The 22,497-nt window shown below is 65.1% G+C and carries 16 protein-coding genes; 2 read left to right on the top strand and 14 right to left on the bottom strand.

Going from position 1 to position 22,497, the window contains the following annotated elements:
* Positions 1–39 precede the first annotated feature (39 nt).
* The 9 genes from AC1Z32_RS28430 to AC1Z32_RS28470 all read right to left on the bottom strand — a co-directional run bounded on the left by AC1Z32_RS28430 (position 40) and on the right by AC1Z32_RS28470 (position 13,629).
* Positions 40–4,629 carry a cellulose synthase subunit BcsC-related outer membrane protein gene (locus AC1Z32_RS28430; RefSeq protein WP_483482172.1) on the bottom strand — a complete coding sequence of 1,530 codons (4,590 nt, stop codon included), beginning with the start codon at positions 4,627–4,629 and terminating at the stop codon, positions 40–42.
* Positions 4,623–5,774 (bottom strand): cellulose synthase complex periplasmic endoglucanase BcsZ, encoded by a 1,152-nt coding sequence (gene bcsZ, locus AC1Z32_RS28435; RefSeq protein WP_483482173.1) that lies wholly within the window; start codon positions 5,772–5,774, stop codon positions 4,623–4,625. The genes AC1Z32_RS28430 and bcsZ overlap by 7 nt, the downstream gene beginning before the upstream one ends.
* A gap of 1 nt (position 5,775) precedes the next feature.
* Positions 5,776–8,265, bottom strand: a complete 2,490-nt coding sequence (gene bcsB, locus AC1Z32_RS28440; protein ID WP_483482174.1) for a cellulose biosynthesis cyclic di-GMP-binding regulatory protein BcsB — start codon at positions 8,263–8,265, stop codon at positions 5,776–5,778.
* Positions 8,265–10,481 carry a UDP-forming cellulose synthase catalytic subunit gene (gene bcsA / locus AC1Z32_RS28445; protein WP_483482175.1) on the bottom strand — a complete coding sequence of 739 codons (2,217 nt, stop codon included), beginning with the start codon at positions 10,479–10,481 and terminating at the stop codon, positions 8,265–8,267. Before bcsA ends, bcsB begins: the two co-directional genes overlap by 1 nt.
* Positions 10,478–11,266 carry a cellulose biosynthesis protein BcsQ gene (bcsQ, locus tag AC1Z32_RS28450; RefSeq protein WP_483482176.1) on the bottom strand — a complete coding sequence of 263 codons (789 nt, stop codon included), beginning with the start codon at positions 11,264–11,266 and terminating at the stop codon, positions 10,478–10,480. Before bcsQ ends, bcsA begins: the two co-directional genes overlap by 4 nt.
* The gene (gene bcsP, locus AC1Z32_RS28455; protein ID WP_483482177.1) at positions 11,263–12,036 is read right to left on the bottom strand and encodes a cellulose biosynthesis protein BcsP; all 774 of its coding nucleotides are present in this window, start codon (positions 12,034–12,036) and stop codon (positions 11,263–11,265) included. Before bcsP ends, bcsQ begins: the two co-directional genes overlap by 4 nt.
* 117 nt (positions 12,037–12,153) lie before the next feature.
* Positions 12,154–12,609, bottom strand: coding sequence for a cellulose biosynthesis protein BcsD (gene bcsD / locus AC1Z32_RS28460; protein WP_483482178.1), 456 nt, complete (start codon positions 12,607–12,609; stop codon positions 12,154–12,156).
* Positions 12,610–13,136: 527 nt separating this feature from the next.
* A complete protein-coding gene (locus AC1Z32_RS28465) occupies positions 13,137–13,334 on the bottom strand; it encodes a hypothetical protein (protein ID WP_483482179.1) in 198 nt (65 codons plus the stop codon).
* Between the two features lie 52 nt (positions 13,335–13,386).
* Complete coding sequence (locus AC1Z32_RS28470) at positions 13,387–13,629, bottom strand: hypothetical protein (protein WP_483482180.1); 243 nt, start codon at positions 13,627–13,629, stop codon at positions 13,387–13,389.
* A gap of 145 nt (positions 13,630–13,774) precedes the next feature.
* Between AC1Z32_RS28470 and AC1Z32_RS28475 the strand changes: the two genes are divergently transcribed.
* Positions 13,775–14,389, top strand: coding sequence for an NAD(P)-dependent oxidoreductase (locus AC1Z32_RS28475; protein ID WP_483482181.1), 615 nt, complete (start codon positions 13,775–13,777; stop codon positions 14,387–14,389).
* 72 nt (positions 14,390–14,461) lie between these two features.
* Here AC1Z32_RS28475 and AC1Z32_RS28480 read toward each other — a convergent pair whose 3' ends face one another.
* From AC1Z32_RS28480 to AC1Z32_RS28500, 5 genes are all read right to left on the bottom strand, one after another.
* Positions 14,462–14,929, bottom strand: a complete 468-nt coding sequence (locus tag AC1Z32_RS28480) for a DUF3331 domain-containing protein (protein WP_483482182.1) — start codon at positions 14,927–14,929, stop codon at positions 14,462–14,464.
* Between the two features lie 429 nt (positions 14,930–15,358).
* On the bottom strand, positions 15,359–16,198 hold the full coding sequence (locus AC1Z32_RS28485) for an ABC transporter permease (RefSeq protein WP_483482183.1): 840 nt from the start codon (positions 16,196–16,198) through the stop codon (positions 15,359–15,361).
* Positions 16,199–16,204: 6 nt separating this feature from the next.
* Positions 16,205–17,476 (bottom strand): ABC transporter permease, encoded by a 1,272-nt coding sequence (locus AC1Z32_RS28490; protein ID WP_483482184.1) that lies wholly within the window; start codon positions 17,474–17,476, stop codon positions 16,205–16,207.
* Between the two features lie 63 nt (positions 17,477–17,539).
* On the bottom strand, positions 17,540–18,586 hold the full coding sequence (locus tag AC1Z32_RS28495) for an ABC transporter substrate-binding protein (protein WP_062604195.1): 1,047 nt from the start codon (positions 18,584–18,586) through the stop codon (positions 17,540–17,542).
* Between the two features lie 70 nt (positions 18,587–18,656).
* A complete protein-coding gene (locus AC1Z32_RS28500) occupies positions 18,657–19,754 on the bottom strand; it encodes an ABC transporter ATP-binding protein (protein WP_483482185.1) in 1,098 nt (365 codons plus the stop codon).
* A 179-nt stretch (positions 19,755–19,933) separates the two neighbouring features.
* Here AC1Z32_RS28500 and pdxR point away from each other — a divergent pair, with 179 nt between their 5' ends.
* Complete coding sequence (pdxR, locus tag AC1Z32_RS28505) at positions 19,934–21,421, top strand: MocR-like pyridoxine biosynthesis transcription factor PdxR (RefSeq protein WP_483482186.1); 1,488 nt, start codon at positions 19,934–19,936, stop codon at positions 21,419–21,421.
* Positions 21,422–22,497 lie beyond the last annotated feature (1,076 nt).

Here is a 22,497-nt window from a genome sequence, read left to right on the forward strand (position 1 = left end):
CCTAAGCCTAGCCGCAAGCGAAGCGCACGCGCAAGAACATCAGTTCGACAGCGACAGATACGGCGAGCTGAACGCCTGTGGCGGGAAGGCCGGCTGCACGCCGCCCTGACGCGTGAAGCTGTAGCGCACGTAGACGGCGGCGAGCCACTCGCGATACTGATACGCGTTGCCGAACGATGCCGTCGCGCCGAACGCGAGCTGCGGCGCGAGCTGATATTCGCCCGTCGCGTTGATCGAGTACGACACGCCCGTCTTGCTTTGGCCCGGATAGACCGCGCCCGCATCGGGCGTCGCGCCGGAGCTGGCGGCCCGCGCCTGGTAGGTGGCGTTCGTCGGGAAATAGTTCGACGCGTCCTCGCGATAGTGCTGCACGCCGATCGAGCCCTTCAGGTCGTAGGAGAAAAGCCCCGTGCGCCCCATGTATTCGACCGGGAAGTTCAGGATCACATACTGCTGCGGGCTGAAGTAGCCGCCTTGGCCGTAGGTGAAGTACGACAGGTTCTTGTCGTAGTGCATCAGCGTGGTGTTCGCGCCGATGGTGAGCGTCTGGTCCGGGTCCTTGATGATGCGCGTATAGATGCCGCCGCCGCCCTTCACCGCGTTGTTGGTCGCGACCTGATTGCCGTCGAGGAACTGATACGCGGCGTTCACGTAGACGCCGCTCGTGCCGTCGTCCCAGCCGAGATCGGCGCGCGCGCCTGTCGATGTCACGCCGCCCCATGCGAGGCCCGCGCCCTGATCGCGCGTGCCGGCATACGACAGCAGGCTGTCGGTCACGGCGCGGCGCGCGACGGCGAGCGAGTACGAGACCTTGTCGGTGATCGCGTTCTGATACTGCAAGCCGCCGACGACGTTCGTCTCGCGGAAGCCGAGCGGCGTCGTGCCGATATCGCCCTTGATGTTGCGGTTCTCGTAGCCGACCGAGAGACCGACGCCCGTCGCCGTCTGCGAGCCGTAGTTGTTCGTCGGCGGATTGGCCACCGCGCCGAGACCCGAGCCGAAGCGCGCGAGCGTGTTCGGCTCGCTGCTCGCGGTGCCCGCGTCGAGCGTGACGGGCGTCGCGCGCACGATCACGTGGCCGTTGCCCGCCTTGATGCGGCCTTCGATGGGCGCTTCGATATCGGTCAGGTTCGAGAGGCCGTCCTCGCCGTCGCGGCTGCGGAAGATGAGGCCGCCCGAGATCGTGCTCGCCTGCTCGCGATTGATCTGCGCGAGCTCTTCCGCGACGCCCGCCGTCTGCGAATTCGCGACCGGCATGGGAACGCCGCCGGCGCTCATCGTCGCGGCGGCGGCGGCGCGCTGCGCGGGCTGCGCCTGCGACGGATAGTAGGGCTGCGCGTAGCCTGCGGGCGGCTGCGGGATGTAGGGCTGCTGCGCGTACTGCGGCGCGTAGGGTTGCGGCGGCGCGTAATAAGGCTGCTGGCCGTACGGCGCCTGCGCGTATTGCTGCGGTTGCGGTTGTGGCGGCGCGGCGTAGGCGTAGGGATCGGCGGGTCGCGCCGTCGTCGCCTTGTTCGACGACTTCGGTTTCTTCGTCGCGCCGGCGGCAGGCTGGGGCGCGTAGGCGTTTGCTTGCGCGTCGCGCGCGCCGGGCGACATCGGCCAGGGCGCGGCGTACGGGTCTTGCGCGGCGTAGGGCTGCTGCTGCGGGTAAGGCTGCTGTGGATAAGGCTGCTGCGGATAAGGCTGCTGCGGATAAGGCTGCTGCGGATAAGCCTGCTGCGGATAAGCCTGCTGCGGATAAGCCTGCTGCGGATACCCGGCCGAAGCCCCCGCATCCTGCCCCGGATACGGCTGCAACGGCGCGCCGGACTGCCCTGAGCCGTAAGCGTCGGGTCCATATCCGCCGCCCGAAACCGGACGCGGCGCGCCCTGAGGCACGGGAGCCGGCGAGGGCGCGACGTAGGGCGCGGTATAAGGCGCGGGCTGAGGAGGCGGCAGATAGGTCGGCACGGGCTGCGAGTAAGTCTGAGGAAGGGCCTGACGATAAGACGCGCCGGATGCGAGCGCCGGATTCGACGCCGTATCGACGGCCGTCTTGCCTTCGAACGGATTGGTGCCGGGCAGCGGATTCGAGCCGATGCGGCTCATCGCGCTTTCCCAGCCCCGCGGGACATTGCCGCGCGCCTGACCGGGCGCGGCGGCCGGCACGGGCGTATTGGCCGCGATGAGCGAGCGCTGCAGGAACTGCGCGGCGAGATCGAGCTTGCCTTGCGCGCGATACATCCGGCCGATCGCGGCCAGCACGCCGGGATCGTTCGGCGCGGCGGCATACGCCTGATTCGCGTAGGTCTGGGCGAGCTTGAAATCGTGCACGCCGCTCGCGGCCGACATCGCCGCCGTTTGCAGACCGACATCGTCGGGGCGGCGCGACAGCGCGTTCTGGTAGCAGGAGAGCGCGCTGCGGTCATCGCCCGCCGATGTGTACATGCGGCCGAGCGCCGCCTGGAGATCGGCGTTGTCGGGCATCGCGGCGAGCCACGGCGCGATGACGTCGTAGGCGGCGGCGAGATCGCCCTGCCGGCGCACGGTATCCGCGCGCGCAACGACGATGCCCACGTTCAGATTGTTGAAGTCGGCGCGCTGCTGCGTCGTGAGCGGCATCGACTGCAGGCGGCGCATCACACCGCCGAGCTCGGCTTCCTGCTGCGTCGCCGACAAAATGCCTGCGTATTGCAGCAACAGGCCGGTGTCGTTCGGCGCACTGGCGATCGCGCCGCGCACGAGCGAGAGCGCCCGCGCCGGATCGCCCGCCTTCACGTACGCCGACGCCACCGCGCCCATCAGCTCGGCATTGCCCGCCGCCACCGGCTCGGCCCGGCGCAGGATCGCGAACGCCTGCTCGCGCTGGCCCGCGGCTGCGGCGCGCGTCGCGAGATCGGCCTGCTGATGAACCCAGAGGCGATGCTGCAAGGCCGTCATCGCGGGCGTGCGTTGCGCGGCGGGAATACGCTCGAGCTGCGCGAGTCCCGTCGACCAGTCCTGCGTTTCGGCCGAGAGCAGCGCGCTCGCGTAGAGCGCGTCGGTCATGTCGGGATGCGTGGCCAGCAGGCCGTCCATCATGCTGCGCGCATTGCCCACCGCGCCCTGACGCACGTAGATGCGCGCGAGATCGAGCCGCAGCCACGGATCGTCGGGATCGTTGAGGAGCGCGTCTTCGAAGAGACTGCGCGCCGCGCCGAGATCGCCGCGCGCTTCCGCCGCGCGCGCCTGCGCGGCCTGCGCCTCGCCGCGCAGCTTGTTGATGCCGCCCGCTTTCGCCTGCTGCTCCGTGTTCAGGCGATTGGCGAATTCGAGCGCTTCGTCGCCGCGCCCTTGCGCGGCCAATGCGCCGACGAGCCCGCGAATCGCGTCGGGATTGTCGGCCTGACGGCGCAGCGCCATGCGATACGCTGCTTCCGCGCCGCGCGGATCGCCGTTCGCGAGCAGCATTTCGCCGAGCAGCACCTGCGCGGTGACATCGGAGGGATTGATCGCGATCGCGCGCTCGAACAGCGTCTTCGCCTGCGCGATCTGGCCGTTGCTGCGCGCGCCGATGGCATCGCTCGTATAGGTCCAGTAGGTCGCGCTCGTGAGCGCGTCCTTCCAGCGCGCCGGATTGCCCGCGCGCGACGCGCGTTCGAGGTACGTGCGCGCCTCCGCGAAACGCTCCTGCTTCAGCGCCGCGACGCCCATGCCGCCGAGCGCGTCGGCGTCGTTCGGATTGCTCGCGAGCACCGATGAAAAGCGCGCGCGCGCCGTCACGAGATCGCCGCGATCGAGCGCGGTGAAGCCTTCGGCAACCGTGCGGCCGCGCGCATCGACGACGGAATCGGCCTGCGCGCGCTCGCGTGCCGACTTGTCCTGCTGAACCATCGAATCGAAGCGCGCCTTCACGGCGGCGTCGTCGGGCGAAACCTGCAGATACGCCTGATAAAGCGGCGCATCCGACGCGCGCGCGCCGAGCCACAGCAGCGCCTGCCGCCAGCTCTTCTTCGCGTCCGCGCCGACGGCACTGTCGTTCGCGAGCTTCGCGAGCCGCGCGATGCCGTCGCGCCGTGTGGAATCGCGATACGTCAGATGTTGCGCGTAGGCGAGCTGGTAGCGCGGTTCGTCGGGATTCTCGTGCGCCAGCTGCTCGAGACCGCGGCGCGCTTCGTCCCAGCCCTGGGGCGTCGCGGCGAGCGCCTGGTAGTACTCGAGCTGAAGCTGCGGCGTCGTGGGCTTGCCTTCGATCGCGCGCCGGTATTCCTGCACCGCCGACGCGCTTTGCCCGCTCTGCGCGAGCCGGCGCGCGTCGTTCACGGTCTGATCGCGCGAGCTGGTTTCGCCGAGACGGCGGCCGAGCTCGTCGATGTTCGGATAGTTCGGCGCGACCTGACGCAACTGCGCGAGATACTGCTGCGCGCCGCTGCCGTCCTTGCGGTCGGCGAGCACCATGCCCATGCCGAAGAGCGCGTCGGGCTGCTTCGGATTGATGCGCAGCACCTTCTGCCACGCCTGCTCCGCGAGATCGCCGCGCTTGTGCGCCTGCCAGTACTTGCCCTGGTCGATGAGCACGGTCAGCGGATCGGCGGCCTGCGCGAAGGCCAATACGGGCGTGGCGCAGATCAGCGCCGCGATCACGCGTTGTCTGGCCCGGATCAGCATGCGCGTCTCCAGTTCGGCTGGAGACGGCCGTTTTCATCGAAGCGATATCGCCCGTCGATGAAACCGCCGCCGAACAGGCCGAGCACGCGGTCGTAGTAGACCGGCTCGCGGCCCGCGCCCGGCGGCGCGGTCAGTGCTTCGAGATGGGTGCGCGCAAGCCCGAGGCCGCGCTCGTCGTTCAGCGCCTTGAAGTAGGGCGCAAGCGCCCCCCAGTAGGACAGCGGGCCTTCGCCCGTGGCCGCGCCGGTCGTCACGTTGACTTTCTCCGGCGGAAAACCCGTCTGCGCGACGCTCTGGCGCATGCCGCCGAGCGCATCGAGCCACGGCCGCGCGAGCGGATCGCCGCTCGCCGCCATGCCGGCCCAGAGATAGACGCGGATCGCGTCATAGCTGCCGACATCGCCGTTCTTCGGATCGACGGCGAACTGGCCGTTCGGGTTTGCCTGGTACGCCGCCCAGTCCGGCGCGTAGCCGCGCGGCGAGGTGACCTTGACCATCCTCGCGGCGTTCTGCGCGAGCTTCGTCCACGGGCCGTCGGGCATTTCATGCGCGAGGCCGCGCAACAGCGGCAGCGGCAGATAGCTCGGATTCAGGCGCGTCACGTCGCCGGTGCGAAAGCCTTGCGGGCCGGGCAGCAGCATCGGACCGAGGCCCGGCAGATCGACGACTTCCTGCTTCACGATCTGCGTCGCGAGCGCGTAGGCGAGCTTCGTGTAGGTCGGTTCCTTCCACAGCCGGCCAGCCTGGAACAGGTCATAGGCGATCCACAGATCGGCATCGGATGCCGGGTTCGGATCCATCACGCCGAACGAGCCGTCCTGCTTCCTGCCCCATTGCCACGCGGGCAGGCGCAGGTTGTTCGCGTCGAACTGATTCGCCGACAGATTGCTGCGCGTCCAGTTGAGCAGACGATCGAAGGTCGCGCGGTCGTTCGCGACGAGCGCGAAGAACATGCCGTAGGACTGGCCTTCCGATGTGGTCTGCTGCGCGTCGGTGGAGCGGTCGATCACGCGGCCATCGGCCTGCACGACGCGCTCCACGAAGAGACGGTACGCGGGCCAGTCGCATTGCTGCGCGGCCTGCGCGCTTGCCGCCGAGGCGGCGATGATTGCACCAGCAAAAAACCTGGCGGTGAATACCCGCATATCAATCCCTCAGGCGCCGCGCGGCGATCGAGCGCAGCGCGCGGTAAAACAGGGCGGCGATGATGAGCGCGGCGAGCACGCCGCTCAGCACCAGCAGAAGCGGATGCGACGACAGCGCCCAGCGCATGTAATGCATCGGCGACAGATGGCCGACGTAGTACGCCTCGCCGTTCGACGTGACCGTCACCGTGCGCCCATGGATCACGGCCATCGCGCCTTGAATGGAAGGCAGCAGGTCGTTGTCGAGCAGGGCGGCGGAGAGATCGGCGTCCGACTGGCCCGCCGCGCTGATGAGCGCCACCGCGCTGCGCCCGCTCTTCAGCGGCGATTCGAAGCCGGTCAGGAGCGCATCGCCGTTCGAGCTGACGAGCGAGAGATCCGCGCGCGCCGGCGAGCGTTCCGGGCCCTGCTCGCCATGCCACCAGTCGACGACCTTGAACGCGACATCGGAAAGCTGGAAGGTGCGCGCGTCGCCGTCGCCGGAGAAGGGCATGTTCTTCGCCCAGCGCTGCAGGAGCGGCTGACGGCCCGGCGAGCCGAGAAGCAGCAGATCCTTGTCGGCGAAGCGGTCGACGTCGTTCGCGCTCGTCACGGTGACGCCCGTCACCGGATAGCCCGTCGATGCGCCCATGCGGCCCATCTCCAGCAGATACAGGCTGTAATCGGCCGAATTCGGCTCGTTCGGCAGCACGACCGCCGTCTGCGAAAGATCGGCCATGCGGGTGAACGGGAAGCCGCCGTTGGCGAACGCCGCCAGATCGGGCAGCGCCATGTAGTGCGGGAAGCCGGACAGATCGATGGTCGAGTTCGGATCGATCGCGCCGACGACGTTATCGAGCACGCGTCCCGTGCATTCGCCGGTCTTCGGGATGTCGTAGTAGAAGTGCAGGCGCAACTGCGCGCGCGGCGTGATGAGCAGCGGCGGCAGATAGATCTCGCGGCGCGCGGCGACGGTCTTGTCCGGCAGCACGCGGCTGAAGTAGTGGCCGAGATCGAAGGTCGATGTCGACACCGCCGGAATGCGCAGCGACTGCACGAAGCCGTTGTTCACGCTGATATTGAGCGACGAGCGGTCCGGCGCCGGGCGCACCGTGTAGCGATAGCCGAGATCGACGGGCACGCCTTTGGTCTGCCACATGAAGAGATCGGGCGGCACGCGCAGGTTGACGCGCACGGCGTCGGCGTCGTAGCCGTGCGCGGTCAGATCGCGCGCTTCCGCAAGCTCGCCGAAGCGCACGGGGCGGTCGGTCGGCAGCCAGTTCGGCGCGTCGTAGGGGCGGCGCGGCTGCAGGTCGTTGAACTGCGTGATCGTCGCGTTCGTGCCGCTCAGTGCGTTCTGGCCGACGCCGAGCGCCTTCGCGGCGGTCTTCAGTTCCGCGTCGTCGCGGCCGAGCACGAGCAGGATGCGGCCGCGCGCGTTGGCATCGCGATCGACGAGCGCGATCGTCGGGCCGGAGACCGGCGGAATGTCGACGCCCGCGACCTTCGCATCCCCGACCGCGAACACGACGGCATTGCCCGAAAGCGGCACGTTGTCGGTTTGCGCGGGGAAGATCGCGCCGCGATAGCCCGCGAGCGAGCCGAAATACGACGCGACCATGCCGGCCGCTTCGAGCGCGGGCAGGCTCGGCTTGCCCGCGAACACGAAGGGCAGCTCGAGACGGCGCACGTCGCGGCGGTCGAAGAACGGCTGCGGCAGCGCGGCGAGATCGGGCTTGTTCGCGATCGACGCGTACGTGAGATCGAGCGAGCTCGCGTTGCTGACGGTCGCCCACAGTGTCGAGTTCGACGGATCCTCGCACTGCTGCGTGTAGTGGCCGATCAGCTGTACGTTCAGGTGATTGAACTCGGTGATGAAGCGCGGATCGATCGCGACATCGCGCGCGACCAGCACGCCGGCCTGATCGCGCGGCACGGGCAGCGTCGCGGCCACTTCGCCGTTGATCAGCACCTTCAGTTGCGAGATCGACGGCAAAAGCGACGGCGAATAGCTGTAGATCAGATGCAGGATCGCGCCCGTCACGACTTCGTCGCCGCGCACGGAGAACGCGATGCCGTTCTGGCCGTCGGTGCCGCGCAATTGCAGCGGATCGAGCGCGCCGTAGTCGGCGAAGCTGAGCGTCTGGCGGCGTCCGCCCGGAACCAGCGTGCCGGGATCGGCCGTGGTCGGCGTGCGCGAGCCTAAGGGCTTGTCGGACTTGCCGGAGAACGCGGGCACGGGCATCGCGAGCGCGGGCTGACCGATCGTGGCCGGGTTGTAGACGACGGACGGGCTCGGCGCGGGCACGGCGCCGACGCCGGTGGCCTGCTGCGCGCCCGCCGCGGCGCTTTCCGATGCGGCGGCCGCCGCAGCCGATGCGACCGGCGCCGCGAACGCGGTCTGCAACGCCATGAAGACGGCCAGCGCGCGCACAAAAGGCCTTTCACAAAAACGCGGCGCGCGCGCGCCCGTTTCGTTTTCAACGCGCAACTTCGACATACCCATGCCCATTATTGGTCTTTGGTTTTCAGCTTCTTCACATCCACCGGGCGCTTGTTCATCCAGGTACGAAGGTCGCTGTACAAATGCTCGAACAATCCCGCGATGCCGCGCGTGCCCACCAGCAGCACGTGCGACAGGCCGCGCAGCGGCGTATCGGGGCGGCGTCCCTCGGACCAGCCGGTCCAGGCGTCCGCGCGCGCGAAAGTGGTCTTCACGAAGTCGTATTCCTGCTCGCGCGTGAGCTGCGAAAAGCGCAGGCCGACGCGGCCGGGTTCCGTATAGCCGACGGTCGCGGGGAACGCATACTCTTCGTCGCCGCGAAAGAGCGAGACCGTGACGCGCTCGTGCATCGGCACTTCGATTTTGGCGGGCAGCGCGACGCCCACGCCGCCTTCCGAATAGTCGATGGTCTCGCACGCGAGCGTGCGGCCGGTCGAGAACTTGAGCATCACGGGCATCTTCATCGTGACGCGATGCGTCGCGCGCACCTGCTTGCGCTCGCTCGCCGCCGCCACCGATGCGCCGAGGATCAGCATGTTGTAGACCGTCCAGCAGAGGTTGAGGATGGTCGTGTTCACCTCGCTCCTGATGTGCCAGTACATGACGATATGCACGATGCCCGCGACGAAGCCGAGCAGGTTCAGCAGCAGGAGGAACAGATAAGGCCGCGAGATATACCAGTCGAAGTAATCCTTCGCGATCTGGCCGCCCTTGGCCGTCACGTTGAACTTGCCGAGCTTCGGGTTGATGACCGCGAGCAGCGTCGGCGCGGTGATGTACGACGCCAGCACCGACTCGTACACTTCGGCCCAGAACGAGTGGCGGAAGCTGCGCTGCATGCGCGAGTTGGTGATGCTCGCGTGCATCATGTGCGGCAGCGCGAAGACCGCGATGGTGCTCGCCGCCGCTTCGATCACATGCGCGCCGAAGAAGAGATACGACAAGGGCGCCGTGAGGAACACGAGACGCGGCACGCCATAGAAGAAGTGCAGCATGCCGTTGAGATAGCACAGCCGCTGACCGATCCTGAGGCCCTTGCCGGTGAGCGGGTTGTCGATGCGGAAGATCTGCGTCATGCCGCGCGCCCAGCGGATGCGCTGCCCGATGTGGCCTGACAGGCTTTCGGTGGCGAGCCCGGCGGCCTGCGGAATCGCGAGATACGCGGTCGTATAGCCGAGCCGATGCAGCTTCAACGCGGTGTGCGCATCCTCCGTCACGGTCTCGACCGCGATGCCGCCGATCTCTTCGACCATCGAGCGCCGCAGCACCGCGCACGAGCCGCAGAAGAAGGTCGCGTTCCAGAGATCGTTGCCGTCCTGCACGAGGCCGTAGAACAGCTCGCCTTCGTTCGGCACCTTGCGGAACGTGCCGAGATTGCGCTCGAACGGATCGGGCGAGAAGAAGTGGTGCGGCGTCTGCAGCATCGACAGCAGCTTGTCGCGCAGGAACCAGCCGAGGCAGATCTGCAGGAAGGAACGCGTCGGGATGTGGTCGCAGTCGAAGATCGCGAGGAATTCGCCCTTGGTGATCTTCAGCGCCTCGTTGATGTTGCCCGCCTTCGCATGACGGTTGTGCGTGCGGATCGTCCAGTTGACGCCCACTTCCTCGCAGAACGCCTTGAACTCGGGACGGCGGCCGTCGTCGAGCACGTGGATCGCGATTTTGTCGGCCGGGTAGTCGAGCGCGAGCGCCGCGTAGATCGTGGGTTTCACGACCGAGAGCGGCTCGTTGTACGTCGGGATGAAGACGTCGACTGTCGGCCACTGGCTGCGGTCGGCGGGCAGCGGCAAGGGCTTGCGCTTGAGCGGCCACGCGGTCTGGAAGTAGCCGAGCAGCAGAACCAGCGCCGCATAGACTTCGGCGGCGACGAGCAACAGGCCCCAGGCGGCGTCGAGCGGACGCTCCCAGTAAGTCGTCTCCGTCAGACGCCAGAACATGTAGCGGCCCGACGCGGCCACCGACAGCATGATCATCACGAGCGTCGCGTACTGTCCTTGCAGACGCCGGAAGCCGAGCGCGCAGAGGAAGCAGATGGTCGCGAACGCGAGCTGCTGGCCGAACGCGAGCGGCACCGTGACGACGAAATACAGCGCGAACGCGGCGAACACCGTCAGCAGGATCACGACGATCCGGCTGCGCCAGATGCCCGCATCGACGAAACGTTCGAGACGCGAAGTCGCGACGCTGACCTCCGTTTCCGGCGATGGGATCTTCGCGGATCTCATGCGAGTTTCCTCGATGAGGCGGCCATCGCGTCGATGGCGGAAAGGAGCCAGTCACCGCACGCGCGCAGATCGGCGGCGGCTTGCGAAAGCGGATCGTAATGGATCAGGGTCGTATCGCACGCGAGCGATTCGGAGACCCCTTCATCTTGATGGATCACGCCGGGGAACAGTTTGGTGCCGAGCATATTGCGCAGCACCTTCAGCACGTCCTTGCTGAGCTGGCGCGACTGATCGACCTGATTCACGACATAGCCCTGACCCGCGAAATCCGGGCGCGGCGCGGCGTAGGCATCGACCATGCGCTCCATGCCGGGGATCGCCGCATAGGACGCGGCATCGGCAAGCACCACGTTCAGCGCGAAGTTCGCGGCCGTGAGCGCGGTGCGCGTGTAGACCGACGAGCCCGGCGGCGTGTCGACGATCACGATGTCGTTCGCGTCGAGCGCGAGCGAGTCGAGTGAATGCGCGAGCCACGCAGGATCGCTGTCGACGAGCGCCTCGAAGCGGCGGCGGTCATCCTCGGTCACCGCGCCGTAGGGCAGCACCGTCACGCCGTCGACGCCGTCGAACATCACGGTCTGCCACGGATCGCGGCTGAGCGTCGCGCGCGAAATGCCGTCGATGCTGTCGAGCGGAATGCCGAAGTGCAGGCGCAGCGCGTTCTGCGGATCGAGATCGAGCACGATCACGCGGCGGCTGCGCGCGGCGAGCACCGAGGCGAGATTGGCGGCGAGCGTCGTCTTGCCGACACCGCCCTTCGCGGAAACTACCGTAATGACTTTCATGAGCGTGAGAGGCGGCTCGCGCGCGCGGCGTGGCCTGCGGCTGCTTGCGTGTTCGTGGGTTCGCCGGCCTGCGGACTGGCGCGGCGCAGCCGCTCGAACATGGCGTCGAGCGAACTGGCGGGCGCGCTGGGCGTGTTCTGGGCGTTTGCCTTGAAAAGCTTGCCGAGGATCGATTGCGGCGCGGCGGCCGCGGGTTCGGGCGTGCGCGGCGCTTCGGCGGCCGGCGTTACCGGTGAAACCTGAGCTGTCGTGCGGCGCGCCGCGAAGTTCGATCCGAACGTGGCTGCCGCGCGCGAGGGTTTTTCGGCGTCATTCGCGACGGGGCTGGACTCGACCGGCGTTTGAACAGGCGGCACGCTCGCCGCGAAAGCGGCTGCGGAATCCGGAATCGTTCCGGTTTGATTCGACACCGATTCGCCGAGCACCGAAAAGCGCAATGCGCTCAGCGACTCCGCCGCGGGCGGATTGACCGGCGGAATCGTGCGGCGATGGGGGCGTGTGAAGAGTTGCTGCTTGCCGCGATGAATCGGCGTCGGCTTTTCGGCCGGCTCGCCCGAGGGTTCATACGAGCGTGTGCGTGGCGAGCCCGGTTGCGCATCGCGCGGCGGCGCGATCTCGGGAATCGACGGCTGCGCGAAGTCGAGCGTGGCGAGCAGCGGCCAGCGGGTGCGGGCGGTCCTGGCTTCGTTTTCCCGTCCGATTTCCTGATAGTTGCCTGCATTGCCGCCGAAATGATCGAACAGCTTCTCGATGTCGCGCGAAGTATTCATGGTGCCGCTTCCTCGTCGTGCTTTTTTGATGCCTGGCCGGTGCTGCCTGTTTTGAGCCGCCCGTCAGGGCGGTCGAAGCCGCCGCATCGGGGCGGCGGTCGGATTGCGCTGGACGCTTCAGGCCGCGACGCGCGCGAGTCTGAATTCGATGGCCGAGTCGTCGCCGAACTCGCTCGCCTGCCTGATCGCGAGTCCTTGCGCGCCGAGCGCGGCGAGCCACTGCTGATAAGCCCCTTCGAGAAACGCGGGCGTCCACGCGAGCGCGCGCTCGCCGAAGGCGGGCAGAGGCGCGCAGTAATGCACGATGCTCAGATAGTCGCGCTCGTCGGACAGTTCGACGAAGCCCCAGTCGGTGTCGCTCCACAAGGCGTTGAGCGCGTCGGCGAGCGCCGCCGTCGAATCGCAGGGCGGCAGGGGGCGGGCATCGGCAAATCGGCTGCCCACGCGGTGCATCAACTGGCGCAGTTCATTGCGCCCGATCTGCGTTTCGAATTCGTCGGCAAGCGCGGCCAGCAGCCCGCGCCATTGCCTGGAGATCTGACTGTCCAACAGGTAATCGAAAATAGCGGCCATGTTCTCGTTCGGCAGGGCGCGAGCCGCAGCACGTGGTTGATCGGTCTTGGTTACGTCCTCGCCGGGATTCCCATTTAACCCGCGAGCATTGATCCGGACATTTGTCCAGGCGCTATTACACGTCTGAACTTACTTCAATGTGGTTTTTTTCGCCAGTAGAAACACTAGCAGCGGGCTGATTTGTCGGATCGGCGGAAAAGGCGGCCACAGGAGGCCCAATTCGGGCGTTTAGAGCCTTTTGGCATGGACGAAATATCGACACCCACGAGACTCGTCGCGGCGACGCGGCATGGGGGCCGGCGCAGCGGAGGCGGCAGTGTACCATCTCGTTAATCGAGCGGATCGACGGTGTCGGCTCAGATTCGCACCGATTGACATTTGTCGGAATCGCTTACCGGAAAGGCTGCTAACCACCTGATTCATCAGACTTATTGACATCATCGAGCCGTGTGTCCACTACAGTCGGCAACCACACGGCGAAAAAAAAAGCGCCCCAAGTGGGGCGCTTTGCATGAGCTGTTGAACGCTTACGGGTTCGCGCGTACCGCGTCCCTGACTGCGTCCATCACGATGCCGTAATTGAGCGGGATGTCCAACGAATCGGAGTAGCCGGGTTGGTCGGCCGACTCCTTTGAGACTGCGCGAACCGGAATCGGTTCGTAGGCGGTTTCGCCTGCCGGATTGTCGCGTCCTTCGATGGCACCCTGCAATTGCGGATTCTTCACGATTAACTCCTTCCGGTAATGGAGCGGCGAGGAACTGCAATATAAACCAATGTCATGACATTTTGGCGACTTCGATTTGAAAACTCGCTCCGAAACTGCTGCGCGCGGCGCGCCGGTAATCGCCGCTGTCGCGCATCTCGAAAGAGTGCGGGGCCTCCAGTTTAATGGTGAGCCGCGCTGCCGAATGCGCTGTTTCATTATGACAATGGCGTGTCGGTATGGCTTGCCGCGCCGTAAATCGGCCCGGAAATTGCATGACCATAACTTTGCCACGTATGCTTTTAATTGTGACCATGCGGGAATCGGTTCTCGGATTCCCTCCCGCGCGGAAATAAACTCTATCGAAGGCGCTGCCGGTGCCACGGTTTATTTCGCTTTATCATGAACCGTCCGGTTGGACGATGCCGGCTTGAACGCCGTTACAAAAGGAGAAGTTGGCAATGAGCAAGATCGCGATCATCGGTGCGACGGGCAATGTCGGCAGCCGTCTGCTGGAGGAGGCGTTGCGGCGCGGACACACGGTCACGGCGATTGCTCGCGACGCGTCCGGTCTCCCGCCGCGAGACGGCGTGATTCCGCAAAGCGTCGATGCGCTCGATGCAGATGCTCTTGCGACTGCCATCGCCGGGCACGACGCCGTGTTCAGCGCTACGCGCTTCGTCACGGTGCCGGAAGAGGCGATCGCCGGTCCGGTGAAGCGCGCCGGCGTGCGGCGCCTGCTGGTGGTGGGCGGCGCGGGCAGCCTTTATGCGGCGCCGGGGCAGCGCGTGCTCGATCTGCCGGACTTTCCCGCCGCGTACAAGCCGGAGGCGACGGCGGGCGCGGCCTTTCTGGACGCGCTGCGCCGTGAACGCGACATCGACTGGACCTTCGTTTCGCCGTCGGCGGAATTCGTGGCCGGGCCGCGAACGCAGAAATTCCGTATCGGTGTGGACGAACTCCTCGTCGACGGCCGCGGCCGCAGCTGGATTTCCTTCGACGATTTCGCGATCGCCTTCCTCGACGAGTTCGAGCACGACGCCCACATCAGGCAGCGCTTCACGGTCGGCTATTGATGGCGAGCGGCGGCAGAACCGGCATCGGCTAGCGCTGCCGGTCTTGCCGCCGCTTTCGTATGCCGCCGCAGGTCAGCCGTGCATGTCGACTTCCATTTCCTCGCTGTTCCGGGGCATCGCGGCGGCGAGGATCATGGCGGCGGCGTTTTGCGGCTTTGGATCGCGTTGCGACGGCCGATACACCTGATCGCCGCGATGAATCGGCATCCCCGACAGGGAGCACACGCCCTCGGCCGTCGCCGTGGTCGCGCGCCAGCCTTGATAGCCGTAATGGCACGTGCCGGGGTCGGACCAATAGACGAGCGCGGTCGCGCTGCTCGGACGCTCGATCACGCGCACGATCGCCTGCGGGAACGGCAGTCGATCGTCGGAATGATGCGGATGCGTGCGATTCCAGTCGCGTGTCAGGCGCTCGAGAAACGCGCTCTCGGCGCGCGCGGATTTTTGGGATGGCGCGGTGCGAGCGATGTCCGTGGGCATCGCTTCGAGCAGGTGAACCGTCTGTGACCACGGGTCCGCTCTTTTCGAAACAGCTGTCATGGCATTGTTCCAGGCTTTGACTCGACCTAGAACGTACGTCATTAAGCACATTCCGATAAATACTGCATCAGTGAATACACTATCCCGCTGATACGAATAATCGGGGCGGAGGTGGCCGAGCGCCTTTGCCGGCGGGCCGAGAGGGGCGCGCGCGGCCCGGTTTGTTTCTTTGCTGGCGGGGCTTCGAACCGGTCTGAGAGGCTCACCGCGGACCGATACGCGAGGCTAATTCCGGCGACGACTGCAGCGTCCGCAGGTCAATTGAGCCATTGTTGGCCCAAGCAGAACGGCCCGGCCGCGTTGGCGGCCCGGGAACGCCTCAGATCGACTCAGTTGGTGGTCTTCGCAAGAGCGCGAGGTGCAAGCAGATGGCTCACCGCGCGGGCGTTTGCGCCAGTCCGGCATACCTTGCGCGGTCCGCCGCCCGCCCTATCCCGCGATCGCGCGTTTCGCCGCCCGACCCCTCAGCCACTCCAGCGCCAGCAGCAGACTCGTCGAGAACACGATGAGGATCGTCGCGAGCGCCGCAATGGTCGGGCTGATGTTTTCGCGGATGCCGGTGAACATCTGCCGCGGCAGCGTCGTCTGATCGGCGCCGGCGAGGAAGAGCGTGACCACGACTTCATCGAACGAGGTCGCGAACGCGAACAGCGCGCCCGAGATCACGCCCGGCGCGATAACGGGCAGGGTCACACGGAAAAACGTCGTCAGGGGGCTCGCGCCGAGCGATTGGCTCGCGCGCACGAGATTGTGGTTGAAGTTCTGCAGCGTCGCGCCGACCGTCGTGACGACGAAGGGCACGCCGAGCGCCGCGTGCGCGAGAATCAGCCCGAAATACGTATTGGCGATGCCGAGCGGCGCGAAGAACAGATACATGCCGACGCCGACGACGATCACCGGCACGATCATCGGCGAAATGAGCACGGCCATGAGCACGCCCTTGCCGATGAAGTTCGCCTTCGTCAGCCCGACCGCCGCGAGCGTGCCGAGGATCGTCGCGACGAGCGTTGCGGAAGGCGCAACGATGAAGCTGTTCTTTGCCGCCATGCGCCATTCCTGCGACATGACGAGGTTGTGATACCAGCGCATCGACCAGCCCGGAATCGGGTAGACGAGGAAGGTGCTCGATGAAAACGACAGCGGCACGATCGCAAGCACGGGCAGGATCAGATATAGCAGGATCAGCACGCAGACGATGCGCAACGTGAAATACCAGACGCGCTCGATGGCTGACGTGTGCGGCGCGAACATCGGTTTGGCGAGTTTCATCTTTGTTTACCCCAGGCTCACGTTCGAGCGCGTGAAGCGTCCGTAGATCACATACAACACGAGGGTCGCGGCGAGCAGCAGCGCGCCGAGCGCGCAGGCCATGCCCCAGTTGATCGTCACGTTGGTGAAGTACGCGATGTAATAGCTGACCATCTGGTCGTTCGGCCCGCCGAGCAGCGCCGGCGTGATGTAGTAGCCGATCGCGAGAATGAACACGAGCAGCACGCCCGCGCCGATGCCCGGATAGGTTTGCGGCACGTACACGCGCCAGAACGCGGCGAACGGATGGCTGCCGAGCGATACCGCCGCGCGCTGGTAAGTGGGCGGCACGGATTTCATCACGCTGTAGAGCGGCAGGATCATGAACGGCAGCAGGATGTGCGTCATCGAGATATAGACGCCCACGCGGTTGAAGAGCAGCGCGAGCGGCGAACCGATCAGCCCGCTGCCGATCAGCGCCTTGTTGACGAGGCCCTCGCTCTGCAAGAGCACGATCCACGCGGCGACGCGCACCAGCACCGAGGTCCAGAACGGAATCAGCACGAGCACCATCACGAGGTTCGCGCGGCGCGCGGGCAGCGTTGAGATCCAGTAGGCGAGCGGGTAGCCGAGCAGCAGCGCGAACAGCGTCACGCCGAAGCCGATTACGAACGTGCGGCCGAAGACGTTGAGATAGATCGACTGGTCTGGATCGGCGTGGACGATATCGCCGAAGCCGTTCTGCTTGTGATCGAGCGATGCGAGGAGGTAGAAGGGCGAATATCGGCCCGCGTTCTTCGCGATTGCTTGCCAGTAGGCGGGATCGTTCCAGCGTTCGTCGATGTCGAGAATCTTCGACTTGATCTGCGCGGCGGGCAGGGGTTTGCCGTCGTCGCCGGTCAGGGGCATGGCGCGCGCCGTCTTCGCGACGAGCGAGCGGTAGCCCGGAATTTCGGTGTTGAGGCGCCGGGCGAGCGCGCCCATCGATTCGCCTTCCGAGATCGCGGTGAGATCCTGCGCGAGCGCGGCATACGCTTCATCCGATGGCGGCGTCTTGCGGTCCCATTTCGCGAGCGCGGCGCCGGTATGCGGCAGCGCGTTCGCCACTTCGGGATTTTCGATGGCGCGCGTGAGCAGCGCGCCGATCGGCACCACGAAAATCAGGAACAGGAAAATGGCGAGTGGCGCGATGAGCACGAGCGCCATGGCGCGCTTCTTGGCATCGGCGATCTTCAGTTCGCGCTTGAGACGCGCGCTCGATTCGCGCGAGTCGTCCGCGGGGATCGTCATGGTGTTCACGTTGGTGTCTCCTTCCCGGCCGCGCCCCACGGGAGCGCGGCCGTCATGCCAGCTGAAATACGCTTACTTCGATGCCCACGCGGTGAAGCGCTGCTCGAGCTCGTCGCCGTGGTCGGTCCAGAACGCCATGTCCTGCAGCACCGCGTTCTTCGCGTTCTCCGGCGAGTTCGGCATGTCGGACTTGGTCTTTGCGTCGAGCGCGGAGATCGCGGCCTTGTTCACCGGACCGTACGCGATGTGCTGCGCATAGACCTCCTGCGGCTTCTGCGACACCGAATACGCGATGAACTGCTGCGCCACGTCCTTGTTCGGCGAGCCCTTCGGAATAGCCCAGTAGTCGAGGTCATAGATGCTGCCGTTCCACACGACCTTCAGGTTCTTGCCTTCCTTGCGCGCCGCGTCGATGCGGCCGTTGTAGGCGGTGGACATCACGACATCGCCCGCGACGAGGAACTGCGGCGGCTGTGCGCCCGCTTCCCACCACTGGATATTCGGCTTCAGTTCGTCGAGCTTCTTGAATGCGCGGTCAGCGCCGGCCTTCGTGCCGAGCACCTTGTAGACGTCCTTCGGCGCGACGCCGTCGGCCATCAGCGCGAATTCGAGGTTGTAGCGTGCGCCCTTGCGCATGCCGCGCTTGCCGGGGAATTTCTTCGTGTCCCAGAAGTCCGCCCAGCTTGCCGGGCCAGTCTTGAGCTTATCGGCGTTGTAGGCGAGCGCCGTCGACCATACGAAGAAGCCGACACCGCACGTCGCCGGCGATTCGGGCACGAGGTCTGATTTCTTCGCGATCTTCGACCAGTCGAGTTTCTCGTAAAGGCCTTCGTCGCAGCCGCGGCCGAGATCGCCCGATTCGACCTCGACCACATCCCAGTTGACGTGCTTCGCTTCCACCATCGCCTTGACCTTGGCCTGTTCGCCGTTGTACTCGACGGCCGTGACCTTGTTCTTGGTCGACTGCTCGAACGGCTGGTTGAACGCGACCTTCTGCGCGTCGCCGTTCGCGCCGCCGAAGTTGACGACGGTGATCTCCGCCGCGTTCGCCAGATGAGCGGCGGACGCGAAAAGGAGTGCGGCGGCGGCCGCCGTTGAGCACGATGCGAACTTCTTCATGATGGTTTCCTCTGTCGGTTTGGTTTTATCAGTGAAACGACGGGTGGGAAGCGAAGCGCTTGCTTCGGATTCAGGCGAACACGCGTAAATGCTCGGGCGCGAATTCGAGGGCGACGGGTGCGCCGGGCGCGAAGCCGTCGAGCGCCGCGGTGCCGAGCGGCACCTTGACGAAGCACTCGTCCTGCTCGCGCACGCCGCAGCGCATGCGCACGTGATCGCCGAAATAGATGAGGCTCTTCGCCTCGCCGGATAGCGCGTTGACGTTGCCGTTGGCGTGTCCGTTGCCTTGCGTGAGCTTCATGCGCTCGGGCCGGATACACGCGATGGCGGACGCACCCGGTTTTGCGTTCGCGACATTGAGGCCGGACAGGCGCGTGCCGTCCGCGAGACGGATCTCGCAGAAATCGCCTTGCGTCTGTTCGATGGTGCCGCGCAACCGGTTGCTGTCACCGATGAAGTTCGCGACGAACTCGTTGCACGGCGCTTCATAGAGATGATCGACGGTGTCGAGCTGCTGCACGATGCCCTTGTCGAATACGGCGACGCGGTCGGACATCGTGAGGGCTTCGCCCTGATCGTGCGTCACGTAGACGAAGGTGACGCCGAGCTTTTCATGCAGCGCCTTGAGCTCGATTTGCATGTGCTCGCGCAACTGCTTGTCGAGGGCGCCGAGCGGCTCGTCCATCAGCACGAGCTTGGGCTCGAACACGAGCGCGCGGGCAAGCGCGATGCGCTGCTGCTGGCCGCCGGACAACTGCGCGGGATAACGCTTCGCGAAGCTCTCCATGCGCACCATCTTGAGCGCGTTGTTCACGCGATACGCGCGTTCCTCCGCGGACATCTTGCGCACCGTCAGCGGATATTCGACGTTCTGCTGCACCGACAGATGGGGAAAAAGCGCGTAGTTCTGAAACACCATGCCGATGTCGCGCTTGTGCGGGGGCACCTTGTTGAGCAGCTTGCCGTCGAGCCAGATCTCGCCGCCGGTCGGGAACTCGAAGCCCGCGAGCATCATGAGGCAGGTCGTCTTGCCGGAGCCGGACGGCCCGAGCAGCGTGAGGAATTCGCCCTGATAGATATCGAGATCGAGCGATTTGACGACGAGCGTTTCGCCGTCATAGGTCTTTCGCACGCCGCGAAAGCTGACGATCACCTGATCGGTTTTCATCTTCCGTGTCTCCTTCGGAAAACCCTGATACTGCCGAGCGTCCCGAGGACGCCCGGAAATTTTTTCCACTGCTTGGGATAACTATAGCTCGGGACGGTTCTAAAATGGGGAGCCATTTCAATATTCAGAATAGAACCACTTCGGCGTTCTGAACGGGTGGCTTGGACCGGGGAGAACTGATGGATACGATCATCCTTGCCGACTGGCTGAGCGCGCGGCTCGACCGCGCGGCTGCCGAGCCGATGTACCGGCAGGTGCTGGAACTGATGCAGCAGGCGATCCTCACGAGCCAGCTCGCGCCGGGCACGAAGCTGCCGAGTTCGCGCACGCTCGCGCTCGATCTCGGCATCGCGCGCAATACCGTGCTGCATGTCTACGAGCAGCTCACGGCCGAAGGCTATGTGACGTCGACGACCGGCAGCGGCACCTATGTCGCCGACACCGCGCCGCGCGATGGCGCCGTCAGGCAGGCGCCGCCCGAAGCAACGAAGGCGCCGTGCACGATATCGCGCCGGGGCGAGCGCCTGATCGCGCAGGCGGGCGTGTCGCCGAAGCAGTGGGGCGCGTTCATGCCCGGCGTGCCGGATGTCGCGGAGTTTCCGGCGCGCACGTGGAGCCGCCTGCAGGCGCGTCTCTGGAAGCGCGCGAGCCCCGATCTGCTCACGTATGCGCCTGGCGGCGGCTATCGGCCGCTGCGCCGCGCGCTGTCGGATTATTTGCGCGTCGCGCGCTCGGTGAAGTGCCAGCCGGACCAGATCATCATCACGACGGGCATTCATCAGTCGATCGACCTCACCGTGCGGCTGCTGACGGATTTCGGCGACCGCGCGTGGGTCGAGGAGCCCTGCTATTGGGGCGTGCGCAGCGTGCTGCAATCGTCGGGACTGACACTCGTGCCGATTCCCGTCGACGCGGAAGGCCTGAACCCGACCGACGGCGACATGGCTGAGCCGCCGCGCATCGCGCTCGTGACGCCGTCGCATCAATACCCGCTCGGCATGGTGATGAGCCTCGCGCGACGCCGCGCGCTGCTGGAGTTCGCGCGGCAGCACAAGGTGTGGATCATCGAGGACGACTACGACAGCGAGTTTCGCTATGGCAGCCGGCCCCTGTCATCTCTGCAGGGGCTCGACGACGCGGGGCAGGTGATCTATGTCGGCAGTCTCGGCAAGATGCTGTATCCGGGATTGCGGATGGGCTATATGGTGGTGCCGGAGAATCTCGTCGATTCGTTTCGTACCGGCGTGGCCGAGCTCTACCGCGAGGGCCAGCTGATGCAGCAGGCCGTGCTCACCGAGTTCATTCTGGACGGCCATCTCACTTCGCATGTGCGCCGCATGCGCGGTCTGTACGGCGAACGGCGCGAGTTGCTGATCAACGCGATCCGGGCGCGCTTCGGCGATTCCTTGCCCGTGCGCGGCGATGAAGCCGGCCTGCACTTCGTGCTCGAACTGCCCGATTCGACAGACGACCGCGCCGTTGCCGCTGCCGCGCTCAGCGCCGGAGTCGTGACCCGGCCGCTTGTCCATTACTACATGAACCGGCTCGCGGCGAAAAAGGGCTTGATGCTGGGTTATGCGTGCGTGCCGAACGACCAGATCGCCACGAACTTCGACAGGCTGGCGGAAGTCGTCGAAGCGATGACGGCGTCGGTCGTGGTGAGTTAATAGCTTTTTGGCAGGAATTAAGGCGCTGGTTTAGCGCAACAAGGCACCGCAGTTTATAAACCGGCTAGCTGCTGCTTTAAATCAGCGATTTAAAGAACGAAGCCTCGAGGTGCCTCTCGGACTTATTGACTGTGAAAAGGCAAGCAATCACTGAGAGCGAGTGACTTTTTTCAAATTGTCCGCATTATTTTATCCAGTCTTCTTTGGATTCGTAGTTTTCAGATTATTCGTGCTGGTGATTCTGAGGGCAAAAATATAAGATTCATTTGCCCAAACGCAACGGGTGCCTTCTTCAATTTAAGGAGGCGGTCGTCTGCGATGCTCCGATGTCACTGTATTGGTGTACCGCAGCGATTTGATATGTGTTCACATTTAGGTGTGGGCGAGTACTTTTTTAAACTTGGTTATTAAAGAGGTCTAGCATGCAAAAGATCGAACGTAGCGCATTGGTCCAAGCTCAAATCGCCGGTGGTACGGCTAAGAGCTCCACGTCGGCCTCGGCGGAGAACAATACGACGGTGGACATCACCATCAAAGGCTAAATCCAACTGTAGTTTCAAGAAAGGCAAAATAATGCAGAAAATCGAGCGCAGCGCATTGACGCACTCCGAACTGGCTGGTGGTTGCGCGAAGAACTCGCGAGCTAACGCCAGCAATACGGTCTACATCGTCATTCAGGCAAAGTAAGAGCTGCTCGAGGTCGGAGCGTCGTGCCAAAAAAGGCGCGATGCATCCACGGATGCAATGGCTGGGATGTATTTTTAAATTTTCTTAAGGAATTGAATCATGCAAAAGATCGAACGCAATGTCTTGGCTCAGGCTCAAATCGCAGGCGGTACGGCAAAATCGTCGACCAGCTCGACGGCAACGAACACGACGAATGTGACGATTAGCATCGGCGGTTAAGGCAGGGCGGCGGTTGGGAACTTCATTCCTAACCGCTGTCGTGTTGTTAATTTTAATCTGGAGTAATGGCGTGCAAAAACTCGATCGCAATGCGTTGGCTCAGTCGCAACTGGCCGGTGGTACTGCTAAGTCGGGCGTGACCTCGACTGCGACTAATGACACGAATGTGT

Source organism: Caballeronia sp. 11_S32 (assembly GCF_056930355.1).